The sequence below is a fragment of the Deinococcus planocerae genome, assembly GCF_002869765.1.
Taxonomy (GTDB): Bacteria; Deinococcota; Deinococci; order Deinococcales; family Deinococcaceae; genus Deinococcus; species Deinococcus planocerae.
In genome coordinates, this window is the sequence record NZ_PNOR01000001.1 from 175186 (window position 1) to 188870 (window position 13685).

General features: G+C 66.7%; 12 protein-coding genes and 3 pseudogenes. 7 read left to right on the forward strand and 8 right to left on the reverse strand.

Features of this window, described 5'->3' with window-relative positions:
- The first annotated feature begins 206 nt into the window (after positions 1-206).
- Positions 207-506, forward strand: a complete 300-nt coding sequence (locus A7B18_RS00810) for a HupE/UreJ family protein (protein WP_219722075.1) — start codon at positions 207-209, stop codon at positions 504-506.
- Entirely contained in the window at positions 500-658 is a 159-nt protein-coding gene (locus tag A7B18_RS21765) for a hypothetical protein (RefSeq protein WP_180969954.1), read from the forward strand. Before A7B18_RS00810 ends, A7B18_RS21765 begins: the two co-directional genes overlap by 7 nt.
- A gap of 227 nt (positions 659-885) precedes the next feature.
- On the opposite strand, the pseudogene A7B18_RS00815 reads toward A7B18_RS21765, so the two are convergent.
- The 3 genes and pseudogenes from A7B18_RS00815 to A7B18_RS00825 all read right to left on the reverse strand — a co-directional run bounded on the left by A7B18_RS00815 (position 886) and on the right by A7B18_RS00825 (position 3172).
- Positions 886-1659: pseudogene (locus A7B18_RS00815) on the reverse strand (IS982 family transposase).
- A gap of 583 nt (positions 1660-2242) precedes the next feature.
- Positions 2243-2474: pseudogene (locus A7B18_RS00820) on the reverse strand (Tn3 family transposase); the annotation flags it as partial.
- A 56-nt stretch (positions 2475-2530) separates the two neighbouring features.
- A complete protein-coding gene (locus A7B18_RS00825; protein ID WP_102124765.1) occupies positions 2531-3172 on the reverse strand; it encodes a TetR/AcrR family transcriptional regulator in 642 nt (213 codons plus the stop codon).
- Positions 3173-3281: 109 nt separating this feature from the next.
- On the opposite strand from A7B18_RS00825, the gene A7B18_RS00830 reads away from it, so the two are divergent.
- Positions 3282-5024, forward strand: coding sequence for a CocE/NonD family hydrolase (locus tag A7B18_RS00830; protein ID WP_102124766.1), 1743 nt, complete (start codon positions 3282-3284; stop codon positions 5022-5024).
- A 277-nt stretch (positions 5025-5301) separates the two neighbouring features.
- On the opposite strand, the gene A7B18_RS21160 is transcribed toward A7B18_RS00830, so the two are convergent.
- From A7B18_RS21160 to A7B18_RS00845, 5 genes are all read right to left on the reverse strand, one after another.
- Positions 5302-5559 (reverse strand): hypothetical protein, encoded by a 258-nt coding sequence (locus A7B18_RS21160; RefSeq protein ID WP_146009409.1) that lies wholly within the window; start codon positions 5557-5559, stop codon positions 5302-5304.
- Between the two features lie 686 nt (positions 5560-6245).
- Positions 6246-7061 carry a nucleotidyl transferase AbiEii/AbiGii toxin family protein gene (locus A7B18_RS00835; protein ID WP_102124767.1) on the reverse strand — a complete coding sequence of 272 codons (816 nt, stop codon included), beginning with the start codon at positions 7059-7061 and terminating at the stop codon, positions 6246-6248.
- Positions 7058-7345 carry a hypothetical protein gene (locus A7B18_RS21770; RefSeq protein WP_180969955.1) on the reverse strand — a complete coding sequence of 96 codons (288 nt, stop codon included), beginning with the start codon at positions 7343-7345 and terminating at the stop codon, positions 7058-7060. Before A7B18_RS21770 ends, A7B18_RS00835 begins: the two co-directional genes overlap by 4 nt.
- Before the next feature lie 11 nt (positions 7346-7356).
- Positions 7357-7638, reverse strand: a complete 282-nt coding sequence (locus A7B18_RS21775) for a type IV toxin-antitoxin system AbiEi family antitoxin domain-containing protein (RefSeq protein ID WP_180969956.1) — start codon at positions 7636-7638, stop codon at positions 7357-7359.
- A gap of 214 nt (positions 7639-7852) precedes the next feature.
- Positions 7853-9217, reverse strand: coding sequence for an MATE family efflux transporter (locus A7B18_RS00845; protein ID WP_102124769.1), 1365 nt, complete (start codon positions 9215-9217; stop codon positions 7853-7855).
- A gap of 393 nt (positions 9218-9610) precedes the next feature.
- On the opposite strand from A7B18_RS00845, the pseudogene A7B18_RS00850 reads away from it, so the two are divergent.
- From A7B18_RS00850 to A7B18_RS00865, 4 genes and pseudogenes are all read left to right on the forward strand, one after another.
- Positions 9611-9769: pseudogene (locus A7B18_RS00850) on the forward strand (HU family DNA-binding protein); the annotation flags it as partial.
- Between the two features lie 104 nt (positions 9770-9873).
- On the forward strand, positions 9874-10161 hold the full coding sequence (locus tag A7B18_RS00855) for an RNase H family protein (RefSeq protein WP_245872677.1): 288 nt from the start codon (positions 9874-9876) through the stop codon (positions 10159-10161).
- A gap of 42 nt (positions 10162-10203) precedes the next feature.
- A complete protein-coding gene (locus A7B18_RS00860; protein WP_102124771.1) occupies positions 10204-10605 on the forward strand; it encodes a hypothetical protein in 402 nt (133 codons plus the stop codon).
- Complete coding sequence (locus tag A7B18_RS00865) at positions 10602-13616, forward strand: DUF4132 domain-containing protein (RefSeq protein WP_219722076.1); 3015 nt, start codon at positions 10602-10604, stop codon at positions 13614-13616. The genes A7B18_RS00860 and A7B18_RS00865 overlap by 4 nt, the downstream gene beginning before the upstream one ends.
- Positions 13617-13685: the final 69 nt, after the last annotated feature.

Consider the following 13685-nt stretch of genomic DNA (forward strand, 5'->3'; position numbering starts at 1 on the left):
GCACGCTGCAAACCGGTTCATATCGCGGTGCCCAAAAACCCACCTGCAACTCCACCTTAGACGGTTCCCCAGATGAATGGATAGGGTAATGCGGCACTCGGCTCCATGCTGGTGTCCCTACACGATCCAGCAATTTTAGTAGATATTGTCTGTGCAAGCCGCAGTCAAGCGGCCTGTTTCTCAGGCATAGCGGGGCTACGACAAGATTGATCCTGGTATCGGCCATCCACGCCCTGCGGCCGATCTTTCCCGGACGGGAGATGGTCGTGGCGGGGGGCTTCGGGCTGATCCACGGCCTGGCCTTCTCGTACACGCTGGCGGAGCTCAACCTCAACCCCTGGCAGACGGCGCTGAGCCTGCTGGGCTTGAACTTGGGGATTGAGGCGATGCAGCTCATCGTCATCGCCGTGACGATGCCCTGGCTGATCTTGCTGGCACAAACCAGGCTGTATTCCCCCGTGCGCGTGGTGGGGGCCTCACTCGCCGTCCTGGCGTCGCTATGCTGACTGGGCGACCGGGTGGGCTGGCGAACCCCCTGGGTACCCTCGCCGACAGCCTCGGGACCGTCGGCCCCTGGGCCCTGCTGGGGCTGGCGGCCCTGGCCGCGCTGGGGTTCGCCTTCCAGAAACTACCGAACACCGAAACACCCTTAACTTGACCGCCTCAACAGAGTTGGTGATGGCCGGAGAACGCCCTCTTAAGCGTTCTCCTCCTTTTCAAGGTTGTGTTTTTGCATCCGAGGCTGAAGAGTTCGCTCAATGAGCAGACTCTGTTGGCGAATTCTTGGGAGGGCGCGACAAGCGCTTGTCGATGGCTGTTCGTTGCGGCTGAACCCAGCCTCCATCTGAATTCGCCAACAGAATCAGGGGTCGCGTAGAACGCCGTTTAGGGCTGGGCGAGGTTGTGAGCGAGCACGGCCAGGACGGTGCGCAGCCGGAGTGAAGCGAGCGTTTTGGCTTGCACTGAGCGGATTTGTGATGCCACCAACTGTGAAAAGACGGTTTCGACGCGTTTGCGCAGCTTCGGGTGGCGGAACTCCCGCCACCCGCTGTCATAGCGGGTGTTCTTTTTGGGTGGGAACACGTAACCTAAGGCAGCATACCCCTGATCGCCGACCACTTTTGGTCCACCCAGGTCGGCCCACTTTCGGTTCAACTCACAGCCCACCGTCAGGTCGTGCAAGTTGGCTGGTCTGAGAAGGTACCGCACGATCTCACCGAGCGGCGAGACCCAAGCATGGAGTTTATACCCATACACGTCTCCCTGCGTTCCAAACCCCCATCGTGCCCCGGGAAATTTGCAGCGTTTGCCGCGCTTGGGACGACAGACGGGCAGGGGGCATGGAGTCGATGATGACCTCGGCGTACCGCCCTGAGGGTTGGACCAGGGCTTCAAGCTGGTCGAGGAGACGCAGCCCACGGATGTACGCCCGCGTGTACGAGGGAAGACCGCTTCGGTCTTTCCCCAGTAGGTTCCACCAGACAGAGGGTAGGGATGCTTGAAGACCGGGCGGGCGAGCAACAGCGCAACCAATAGAGCGTCCGTTAGTTTCTGGTGCTTGCACCGCTTCTGATCGCTGAAATACCGTTTCGTCCAACGATGTAGCAGACGGATGACCGCACGACGGCCTAGACTGTGATGGGGACGGTATCTGCACATACCGTCCCCATTTTTCCTCGTCTCCGTGCTGGTTGGGCCTCTCCAACTCAACCCCTAAACAGGGTAACCCAGCAATCTTAAATTAATACACCCTAGGGCAGGAGGGAGAACCAGGAACACGCGAACTTACCCTCCCTCTCCCACCCCTTCGCCCCTGCCCCAGCCTGACTCCTGGATCCATGCAACCCTGCCGTTTTCAAGCATCCGCTGGCCCGCAGTCGGCACACCCATCGAAGTCATGTTGGACGACTCCCGGACTTCCGAATCAAATGGTTGGACTCATCTGTGCAGCACATCGACATGCTGATGTGCAGCTTGTCTGGCAACAGTCGCCCACTCCAGGACATATGGTGTTGCCACCCCACACCTCAACCGACCGAGTGAAGTCGGCGGGCAGCCCCGTCCCGGGTGGCGGGGCTTTCACACGCGGACTCCAACATGTGAAGGTGCGTGTGCTTGAGCCGAAGCAGTGGGCGCCCGCCTGGACAACGCGAAAGCTTCCTCGTCGTCGCCGCGTCCCGTTCCCGAGCTACAATTCGATCCGTTCCAGGTAGGCTTCCAGGGTCTTCAGATCACGCCATCGTCAGAGCTGGCCCTGGGCGGTCTCTTCCGGCAGGGTGAAGGTATCTTCCGAGCATGTTCACGTTCTCGTGCAGGAGCGGCGTCAGGCGGGCTACGTTCTCCAGCACGAGTTCACCGGCTCGGCACAGCTCCGTCAGGACCACCCCCATAAAGCGGGTGTTCCAGAGCACGATGGCATTCACCACCAGGCCGAGTGCGCCCAGTTGATCCTCCATGCCCTCCCGATAACGTTCGTTTCCGCAAACCTGGAGTACGTATGGGGATCTTATGTACTGTGTCTCCTACGTCTTCAGCTTGTCTGGCTCCCACTCTCCGGCTTCGCTGTCAGGATGGCCTGGATGGCGGGGGAGACCATGCGGATGACAGACTCAAGGTCTTCCCCGGCGAGCGCCGGGACCTGGACGATGCGCCGCCCGACAATTACACCGATCAGCATGGACGACGCGAGCCCGGCCCGCAGGGTTGCTTCGCCTACGTCTGGTAAGTCTGGAGTGATGTGGTTCACGAGGCGGGCCTGTAGAAATTCCCGAAGCTGAGCCGCCGCCTGCGGATTGGAGATGGCCGCGCGCAGCATCGCCAGAAGGGACTCGCCGTCTTGCGGCTCACCCTCCCCCAGCGCCAGGCAAGCTCGGGTCACGCGTTCCCCGAGCACATTCCTTGGCCCGCTGAATGCCTGCGCGATCCGTGCCAGAGCTTCCGGCGAAATGGACATGACGGCCCCAAACAACTCCTCTTTCGAGCCAAAGAACTGCATGACCAGGGCCGCATTCACGCCCGCGTCCGCCGCGATCTTGCGGATGGTCGCGGCCGCGTATCCGTCCTCAGCGAAGCGTGTACGTGCCGCGTCCAGGATGGCCTGCCGGGTTCCACTCGCCCCCGGTCGCCGACCCCGACGTGATGACGGCGTTGCGCTGTTTCCATCCTGAGTCACTAGGACACCTTACGTCGTCATCCTTATATCAACAAGCGTTGATTTATCATTCGCCTGCTAGTAGGCTGAACCCAGGTGCCTGACCAGTGGCGCTCAGGAGGAACCAAGAATGACCGATGAGAAGAAGGTCTTCGTGCCGTCCCACCCCCTGGAGCCGGGTGACCGGTACGGCGTGCTGAGCAACTTCGAGCCCGGCACCCGAATCCTCCCGGCGGGTTTCCAGATCGCGCCCCCGTTTCGTCCCCTGCCGGTGGACATCGTGTTTGAAAAGGACGTTGCGGTGGGGATGCGCGACGGCGTAACCATTTACGCCGACATCTTTCGGCCCGTGACCTCCGAGAAGGTGCCCGTGCTGGTGGCCTGGAGTCCCTACGGCAAGGGTCAGGGCACCTCACGAAGCGTCATGGGCGTCTTCGGGCTGGTCGGCCTGGACAACCGGGTGGTGTCGGGGCTGGCGAAGTTCGAGGCGCCCGATCCGGCCTACTGGTGCGCCCACGGCTACGCCATCTGCAACCCCGATCCCAGAGGCATTGGGCACTCCCATAGCGACAGCGCCATGTTCGGCCGCCAGGAAGGTCAGGATTGCCACGACCTGATCGAGTGGCTCGCCACCCAGGACTGGTGCAGTGGCAAGGTGGCGATGAGCGGCACCTCGTACCTGGCGGTCGCGCAGTGGTTCACCGCCGCCGAGCAGCCCCCCCACCTGGCGGCCATCAATCCAGTGGAGGGCTTCAGCGACGTCTACCGCGACCTCGTGGCACGCGGCGGCATACCCGATACCGGCTTTGCCGGGATGCTCCAGGAGAACAGCTACTGGGGCCAGGGCCAGAAGGAGGACATCCTCACCGAGGCCGAGCGTTATCCCCTCATGAACGACCTGTGGGAGGACAAGACCCCGCGCTTTGACCAGATTACCGTCCCGGCCTATGTCGTCGCCAGCTACACCAACACGCTGCACACCGCCGGCACCTTCCGGGCCTGGCGCAGGATGGCCTCCGCGGAGAAGTGGCTGCGCATCCACAACGGCCAGGAATGGCCCGACTACTACGACGAGGCCAATACCGAGGACCTGCGCCGCTTCTTCGACCACTACCTGAAGGATGAGAACAACGGCTGGGAGGAGACGCCCCGGGTCCGCTACGCCCTGCACGACATGGCGGGCGGGGACCGCGTGGGGCTGACGGCGGGCGAGTTTCCGCCGGAGGGGGTCGCCGCCACCCGGTACTTCCTGGACGGCCGGACCCGCACGCTCCGCACCGAGTCGCCCGCCGCCGAGGTGCCCGCCGTCTACGATGCGCAGGGCAACCCTGGCCTGGTCTCCTTCACCCTGGGGTTCGAGGAGGAGACCGTGCTCGTCGGCTACCCCAAGGCGCACCTGTGGGTGGAGGCCAGAGGAGCCGACGATCTGGAACTTTTTGTGCTGGTGCAGAAGTTGAACGCTCAGGGGACGGCCCTCACGCAGTTTACCGTGCCCAACCGGAGCGCGATGATCCAGGACCTCACCGAGCGGGGCGCGTCGGTGCTGCGCTACAAGGGGGTGCCGGGTCAGCTCCGCGTGTCGATGCGGCACCTCGACGAGACGCGCTCCACGGAGGACGTGCCCGAGCACACCTTCGACCGGGTGGAGAAGCTGGAGCCCGGTCAGATCGTGGACGTGGAGATCGACCTCTTCCCGGTCGGCCTGGTGTTCTCCCCGGGCGAGCAACTCCGGCTGGTCATCAGCGCGCAGCGACCACAGGGACCGATGATGCCGGGGGTCCGTGACTACGTGGCGCAGAACAGCGGGCAGCACGTCATCCACACGGGTGGACCTCGCGCCTCATACCTTCAGCTTCCCGTCAAAACCAGGTAAAGGGCCGCCCGCCTGCGCTGGTTGAGGGAAACAATTCGTCGCGAAACCGCATGATGGCGTTCCCCTTTGGGGAGTGCCCCACAGGCCACATGGGCGGTGTCTACGGGAATCTTGCCAAAGGGTTCAGAATGCAGGCTCACGGTCCCATGAACAGAAGGTCTTCCTCCCCTCCCGCCCCCTCGAGAATCGAGACGTCATGAACGAACTTGACACCAAGCCGTGGGTCCGGCGCCAGGGAGACCTGGACGACCAGCCCATCAACCACTTCGAGCTCACGTCAGCACGCCGGGCCTTGCGGCTCCTGAAATCGAAGCTTGGACGTGAACGTCTGCTCGAACTCCTGAAAGACGAGATCACGGCAGCGGACGCGTTCATGCATCAGGCTCTGCACCGTTTCGCAGGACAGCAGGCCTGCGAAACGGTGCAGTTGCGCGCACACGGTATTTCCGCAGCGGCGTTCGGGCGCTGGCTGGCGGCTTCCTTTGACCGCGAGGACGTGATGCTCGCGGCCCATCCCGAGCCTTACGTCGTTCATAATATTCCTGGTCGTCCGCACATCGTCGAGACGCTCGGCGAGTACGTCTGCTCGTTCTTTGGTGGAGCACCTGACCCACCCGGTGCGTCCGCCGGGCTTCCTCCACGCCAGCACCACAGTCCGTCTGATCGGCCAGAGCACAACCCCTTGCGCCCCAGACACCGCAGATTAGAGATTAATACAAATAGAGAGATCAACTCCTCCGAAACATCCCACCCGAACAGAATCAGCGTCCGCAGCCCCCTGCCTGCTCCCCAGCCCAAGGGGTCCGGTCCCCCCTCCCCAGACCCCTGCTCAGGCCAACGCCAGTGCTCAGGAACAAGGGCGACCCAACCCCCCAGGACCCTTCCCTACCTCCCGTTCGCTGAGCGGGGAAAGGACCGACCCCCAGGCCAGCACCTCGCCACGGTCACCCGCACGGGCCCGGGCACAGGCGAAAGCGGGGGGCACGGGAGAGAGGGAGGGGGAGGGAGCGGGCGGTCCCTGCTCCTGATCCAATCTTCTATTAATTGAGACCGGGCCCGTGACCCTCCCGCCTGACTTTTTTGCGAACCGCCCTCCTCGGCGGGAGACCGCCGCACCCCACTTCCGGCTGGGGGTCGAGGCAGCGGCCCTTCCCCCGCCCCGCCGAAGGTTGAAGCGTCGGACGATTCCGAGTTCTGATCTCCGACAGCGGCAAAGCGCCCTCACCCCGGAGAACGCAGTTGCCTCCAGAAGGCCGTGAGCCGCTTCTCCCAGGGAGCCAAGTCGGGTGGTTCCAGACCCGCACTGCCCGCCAGTTCCTGAAACCGCTCGGCCCAGTCCGCCGGAGCGGGCGGCCACGTTTCCGGGAGCGGAGGCGTCGCGTACTGCGCGAAGGTGCTCTCAACAGCCGCCCACGTTTCTGCGGACGAGGGCACATCCAGGGTCAGCAGCAGGGCGAGGTCCACCAGGTCCTTGACCCGGGTCTGCCGCTCGCGGGGCCAGGGATAGGCATGCACCTTCTCCGCGAAGTGGCACGCCAGGGGATACACCCGCAGGCGGCTGCGCGGGAGGTCCGCAAAAGAGAGGTCGGTCTGCCCCTTGGTCCACTCCGGGGGTTGGGTGAGCACATCCCCCTGGCCCAGATCCACGTGGAAGCGTGCAAAGGGCCGCCCCGCCAGCCGGGCCTCCACGTGAAAGCGCTGACCACCCTCTGGGGGCCCCACCAGACCCGGCCCCTGCGCCCGGACCGCGAAATCGAAGTGGTCCCCGACCGGAAGCCGCACGGCGTCTTGCAGGGCGCCCAGCAGGCTGGAGGCGGTCCCAGCATTCAGGTCGAGGTCGAGGGTGGAACGGGCGCGGTCGTGGAGCCGGACTTCTAGCGCGTACCCACCCTTGAGCACCCAATCCCCCTGCATGAGGAAGCGCTCGAAGGCCACCTGGGTCCGCAGGCGGTTGACGTCCTTGCCTTCCCGCCGGGCCCGGTCCAGCAAGCGGGTGTCCAGAGAAATCCTGAAGCTGGCGGCGGTGGCGAACCTCATCCCTGATTCGCGTCCGTTATGCCCCTCAGGCGCGCGGCGCTCGCCTCACTGAGGAGGCCCTGCGCGGCAGCCACCTCAACGGCTTGCTCCAAATGGTCCGCGTGCCGCCCCCCCCACAAGGTCGAGGAGGGTGCGTTCCAGGGTCTCGTGAGCTGGAAGCCGTGCCGGGTCTCGACGTCCATCGGGGCAAGGGTGCCGGTATGCAGGACGACGCCCAGTGGAGCGGGCTTGCGGAAGCCGGGGGGAACGGTGAGGTGGAGCCGCTCGGACAGCAGGTCGTCCACCCCGTGCAGGCTCAGGGCGGTGTCGTGGGAGACGGGGCGGCCTGGGTCTCCCCGGAACGGGTGCGGCTCCAGAGGGTAAGCCCGGCGAGCTGCTCGTGCTCGGTGATGGGGTAGGCGGTGAGGCGGTAGAGGCCGTGCCCGGCGCGCTGCCAGTGGCCGACCCGCTGATAGTGGTGCTGGGTCGGGTAGGCGTACCCGAGGTCCAGGGCCTGCCGGGCCGTGAAGTACCTGGCCTGCGCGTCGGCCAGCTCGAAGAGCTGCTGTGCCCGGCTCTGGTGGGAAGGGGGTGACATGCAAAAACCTCCTAAAATATAGAAGGTTTTTGCAGAGAAGGTGTCTGGAGACGTGCTTCTCACCCGTTGGCCTGGTCCGGCCCAGAGGTTCGCTCCAGCCGACAGACGTCGTCGAACACCGGACCAACCGTCGTCTCTTCCAGGGCAGGGCCAGGGGCGAGTCGAAGAACGCCCATGCCGCCGGACGGGATGAACGGGTCACCACCCCCGCCGCTCAGAGGGTGGCCTGGCGCCACCGCCCGGACCAAAACCGCCAGGCGTAACCCACTGAGAGCAGCACGATGTACCCCAGCGCCGCCCCCCAGGCGCCCGTCACCCCGTAGCGGGGCGTCAGCCACGCGGCCCCCGGCACCATCACCAGCCACGCGCCGCCCAACGTGACGAGCAGCCGGAAGCGGGTATCCCCCGCCCCCGTGAGCGCTCCCCCCAGCACGATGCCCACGCCGTCGATCAGTTGATACCCCGCCATGACCGCCAGCACCGACGCCCCCAGCGCCAGCACATCGGGATCACGGTTGAACAGCCCGATCAGGGTGCTCGGAATCAGCAGGAAGGCCAGGGTGAGCGGCAGCATGCCCCCCGCCGACAGCGCCGCCCCACGCCAGCCGATACGGGCCGCCAGATCGGGCCGCCCCGCCCCCAGCGCCCGCGACAGCAGGCTGGAGGTGCTCGCACTCAGGGCGAACGCCGGCAGGAACCCGAACGAGGCGAACTGGTTGGCGATCTGCGAGGCGGCCAGTTCGGTGGGGCCCAACCGGGCGATGATGCCCAGGAAGGTGGTGAAGGCCCCCACGTCCGCCAGGTCGGTGAGTCCGGCGGGCAGCGAGACCCGCGCCACCGAGCGCGACTCCGTCCGGTTGAGCCGCACGAACCACAGCCGCCCGTACTGGGGGCGGTACATCCGCAGCAGCAGCCCAAAGGCCAGGACCCCCTGGAGACTGACCGAGATCATGCTCCCCCAGGCCGCGCCCGCCACGCCCCAGTGGAAGCCGAACACGAACAGGCCTGCCAGCGCCGCGTTGACTCCCACGAGCATCCACGACAGCAGCATCGGCGTGCGGGTGTTGCCCAGGCCCAGCATCACCGCCAGGGAGGCGCTGCCGAGCAAGAGCAGCGGCAGTTCCAGGCTGCGGATGACCGCGTAGGTCCGGGCCACTCCCAGGATGTCGGGGCCGGGGTCGAGCAGCCGCAGCAGGCCGCCGATCAGCCCGGGCGCGATCAGGAGCAGCGGCAGGCCGGTCAAGGACAGACTCAGGAAGACGCCCGCCCAGCGCCGGAGGCCCGCCGGATCGCCCGAGCCCAGCGAGCGTGCCACGAAGGTGGCGGCGGTGCCCAGGGCGCTGCGGAAGGGCAGGGCCACCGTGAACAGCACCAGCGACCCCAGGCCCACCGCGCCCACCTCCAGCACGCCCAGGCGGCCCATGTACAGCGTGTCGGTAAAGCCCACGGCGGTGTAGGCCAGATTGCTCAGGACCAGCGGCCAGGCGAGCGCCGCCAGCTCCCGGGTGCTGCCCTGCGGGGCCAGCCCCCCGGCGGGCGCGGCGTTGGGGGTGTCGGCAGGGGCGGGAGCTTCGGGCACCCAGCGAGCCTAGGGCGCCCCCGCCCCCGGGAGCAACCGGCCATCTGGCGGACTCCCCCGGGAGGCCAGGGCGGGGAGAGGAAGCCGGGCTGACCTGGGCTTCTCGCGGAAGTTCGGCCCGCCGGGAACCCGGGCTTGGGTTCCCCGTAAGACCCAGTGTCAGGGAAACTGCCGTGAGCCGCAACGGAGAATTTGCTCCGACACCCTCCCGATCTCAAGCGGGGACGGGGCGCCCTCCGCCGTGTCAGCTCCGAGCTTGCTTATGGAGACGTCACCTCCCCCTTGGCCCCGATGCCGCTTCAGACCCCAGTCGTTTCAACACGGGTTATGGTCGGGACTCTGCCCGCATGTTCAGCCAACGAGGTATAGGCCCGAGCAAGACGCACGACGTCTGGGGACGCTGATGTGAAGGCCACCGCCGCCCGCACCGGCGTGCGCCCCGGCACCACGGAGCGCATCCACATCCCCGCTGGCCGTAAAGTCGCCTTCAAGGTCGCCGACACCCTCAAGGGCGCGCACGGCGGCACGGGCGACGCGGCAGCCAGCGAGTAAAGCCCGCTCCACTCCAGCGCCCTGGAAAGGGCGCCTTTTGCGGTCATGGGTGTCCGTTTCGCAACCCGGGCAGTTCGCCCCAGGCGTTCTACACGGAAACTCCAGTGGCAGACACGCCCCGCCTTGCCGCCGTGCGCCTCGTGACCGACGGGGCGTGCTCGGGCACTTCTCGCCCCGGCGGCTGGGCCCGCCTCCTCTCCAGCGGCCCCCACACCCGCGGACTTTGGGGCGGGGAGCCTCAGACCACCAACAACCGCATGGAACTCACGGCCCTGCTGGAAGGGCTGCGGGCCCTCAAGCGGCCTTGCCAGGTTCACGTCGTCAGCGACTCCCGGTACCTCATTGACGCCTTCGAGCAGGGGTGGCTGGTCGGGTTGCCCTGCCTCAACTGAGGGTCTTCCCGTGTTACGCTCTGAACATAACAAGGAGGGTTCATGAGCACTCCGGTCACCCTGATCGACGAGAGCACCGCGGGCGGGAACACCCACACCTTTACCCTCGACTTCCTCGAAGAACACGTCACCGTCCGCGAGATCCTGCGCCGCCGGGTCTACGCGGAGGTCACCGACTACAACACCCGGCAGCCCGACCTCTTCCACGGTCTCGTGCAACCCAGTGATGCCGAGCGCGAGTTGAACGGCTTCCGGGTTCGGACCCGCCGCCCGCTCGACTGGGAGCAGCAGTACCAGCGTGCAACCGAGGCCTTCGAGCACCAGGGGTTCATCATCCTGGTGGACGACCGGCAGATCGAGGCCCTTGACGAGCCCGTCCACCTGCGCCTCGACCGGCCCACCGAGGTGACCTTCCTCAAGCTCGTTCCGCTGGTGGGAGGATGACGGTTGGCGCTGTAGACGCCGCGTTCACGGCGGCCGCCCTGCTCGACCAGGTGGTTCAGGTGCTGCACGACCACACCCTGGGCGACGAGGCCAAAGAGGAGCAGGGCTTGAAGCTCTTGCAACATCCTTCCATCGACGTGCGGCGCGCCGTCGCCTCCGCCCTGCCCGCCCGCCTGGGCGACCTCCACCCCGGCGCCGCGTTCGCCCGGCTCAGGAACATCCAGGGCCAGTTGCTGGACCCTGAACCCGGCCTCGCCCCACGGGCCACGGCGGACATGCTGATCGAGCGCGTGACCCGTCAGGTGCTGGAGCAGTACCACGAGTCGTACCGCGAGCGTGAGGCCCTGGCCCAATTCATCAGCGTGCCCGGTGAGGTCGTCGCCCTGATCCAGGAACGCCTCCCCCGCCGGATGGACAAGCTGCGGGAGGGCCCCGCGGCGTGGAAGGTCCCCGTCCTCGAACGGGTTCTGGCGCAGCTTCAGGACCTCCACGGCCGTCTCGGCGCGGCGGAGACGGCGACGGGGGACCCGGACAGCGTCGCCACCACGCTGCTCGACGCGCTGTTCTACGAGATCGGGCTGATCAACCACCGCCAGGACCGGGCCTACGCCCGCATCACCCTCACGCTCACCGGTCAAGCTCCCGCAGTGCGGGGCGCTCTGATCCGGCAGTTGCTCCGCCGGATGGACGAGGTGCGGGACACCGACGCCTACGTCTTCGAGTACGTGCTCAAGAACGTCCTGGGAGCGCTCCTGGAGGTGGAACGGCCTCTCCCCGAGAACCTGACGGACGAGGTGTTCGCCTGGGCCGGGCGGTATCACTCGTTCCAGATCGGTCACCAGGCGTTCTTCCCGCAGTTGCGCGAGCTGGTGGAAGCGCGGCTGGCCCGGGAAGACGGAGTGCCTGCCACGGTCGTCGCCAGCCTGCGGCGAACCGACCTCACGTCCTCCCGGTACGGCGCTTCCGGGCTTCGGCCCCTGGTGGACCGGCTGCCCGACCCGGTCCTCAACCCCGGTGAGGCGTGGAGCGACGCCCTGCTGGGGGCCCTGAACACCCTGGAAGAGCCGGAGGCCTGGCGCGAACTCATCCGCCACGCGCTGACCGCCACGAGTGCCAAGCCCACCGCCGCGTGGCTGAAGAAGGCGACTCCCTTGCTGAGCCGCATCGGCCACGAGGCGTTCTCCGCCCGGGTCCTGTCCTGGCTCACCATGGTGGGCAGCGCCCGCACCTTTGCGCTGGAGAACCCGCCTTTCCAGAAGTACGACGTGAACGCGACCTTCGACGAGTACAACGTCGACGCGCTGCGGGGGCTGATCTGGCTGCTGGGCACCCTGGAACCCAGAGACGACCACGCCCGGGCCCTCGCGCGCCTCGTCGAGACGGCGCTGAGGAAGGTCGCCCGGCTGGGCCCCCGCAGTCCCAAACTCGCCAACGCGGGCGTGTACGCCCTGGGGCAACTCCATTCCCCCCTCGCCGTGGCCCAACTGGCCCGCCTGAAAACCCGCGTCACCTTCAAGACGACCCTCGGCGAGATTGAAAGGGCCCTGGGGCAAGCCGCCGAGCGCGCCGGGCTGTCGAAGGAGGACCTGGAAGAACTGAGTGTTCCCGGCTTCGGCCTCGAACCCGGCGGCGTCCGGACCGTGGAGTTGGGCGACGTCACCGCGACCCTCCAGGTCCACGGGAACAGGGTCGATCTCACCTGGGTGGACGGACGGGGCAAGACGCTCAAGAGCGCGCCCGGCAAGGTCAAAGGCGAGTTCGCCGAGGAAGTGGGCGAGCTCAAGGCGGCCGTGAGGGACATCGGCGCGACCCTCGGCGCTCAGGCGCACCGCATCGAGTCGTTCGTCCTGCGGCAGACACGCTGGCCGTACCCGGTGTGGCGCGAACGGTACCTCGACCACCCCCTGATCGGCACGCTCGCCGCGCGGCTCATCTGGACGTTCACCGAGGACGGCTGGATGCGCAGTGGGATGTGGCACCAGGGCCAGTTCGTGGACGCGCGGGGCACCTCATTCGAGGTTCCTGCCGGGGCCGAGGTGACGCTCTGGCACCCCGTGCCCGCCGGGCGGGAGGAGGTGGTGGCGTGGCGGGCCTGGCTGGAGGAGCGGGGCGTCACGCAACCCTTCAAGCAGGCGCACCGCGAGGTGTACCTGCTCACCGACGCCGAGCGGGCCACGCGGGTGTACTCCAACCGCTTCGCGGCACACATCCTGCGCCAGCACCAGTTCAACCAGCTCTGCGCCCTGCGGGGCTGGCGAAACACCCTGCGGCTGATGGTGGACGACTCGTATCCCCCGGCCACGCTCGAACTGCCCCTCTGGGACCTGCGCGCGGAGTACTGGGTGGAGGGCGTCGGGGAGAATTACGGCGGGGACACCACCGAGAGCGGGACCTACCTGCGGCTGATCACTGATCAGGTCCGGTTCTACCGCCTGGACGCCGCCCAGAACGCCGCCCACGCCGGGGGCGGTGGGTACGGGCCGAGCTGGCGTTTCCCTATCCCCGCCGAACCCGTGCCGCTGGAGGATGTGCCGCCGCTCGTGCTCAGCGAGGTGCTGCGTGACGTGGACCTGTTCGTGGGCGTCTCCAGCGTCGGCAACGACCCCACCTGGCAAGACGGCGGGCCGGAAGGGCGATACCGGGAGTACTGGCAGAGCTACAGCTTCGGCGACCTGGGCGCGACCGCTCAGACCCGCCGGGAGGTGCTGGCCCGTCTTCTGCCGCGGCTTAACCTCAAAGACCGCTGCACGGTCACCGAGAAGTTCCTGGTGGTGCGCGGTGATGTGCGCACGTACAAGGTCCACCTGGGCAGCGGGAACATCCTGATGGAGCCGAACGACCAGTACCTGTGCATCGTGCCCGCGCGCGGGGTGGAGGGATCACAGGAGGGGGTGTTTGTGCCCTTCGAGGGGGACGGGGTGCTGACGGTGATCCTGAGCAAGGCGTTCTTGCTGGCGAACGACACCCGCATCACGGATCCCACCATCCTCAGCCAGATCGCCCTTCGCTAAGGCTCGACAGATCAGGTATGCGCCGATGACGATGGGGTGGACACCGGGGCACCCCATCCTCAGCGATGA

Bases quoted from the DNA above. Each gene is read 5' to 3' on its own strand.
- A7B18_RS21765 (WP_180969954.1), top strand. From the start codon at position 500: ATGCTGACTGGGCGACCGGGTGGGCTGGCGAACCCCCTGGGTACCCTC.
- A7B18_RS00830 (WP_102124766.1), top strand. From the start codon at position 3,282: ATGACCGATGAGAAGAAGGTCTTCGTGCCGTCCCACCCCCTGGAGCCG.
- A7B18_RS21160 (WP_146009409.1), bottom strand. From the start codon at position 5,559: ATGAACGACGTAAGGCTCGGGATGGGCCGCGAGCATCACGTCCTCGCG.
- A7B18_RS00835 (WP_102124767.1), bottom strand. From the start codon at position 7,061: ATGAGGTTCGCCACCGCCGCCAGCTTCAGGATTTCTCTGGACACCCGC.
- A7B18_RS21775 (WP_180969956.1), bottom strand. From the start codon at position 7,638: ATGTCACCCCCTTCCCACCAGAGCCGGGCACAGCAGCTCTTCGAGCTG.
- A7B18_RS00860 (WP_102124771.1), top strand. From the start codon at position 10,204: ATGAGCACTCCGGTCACCCTGATCGACGAGAGCACCGCGGGCGGGAAC.
- A7B18_RS00865 (WP_219722076.1), top strand. From the start codon at position 10,602: ATGACGGTTGGCGCTGTAGACGCCGCGTTCACGGCGGCCGCCCTGCTC.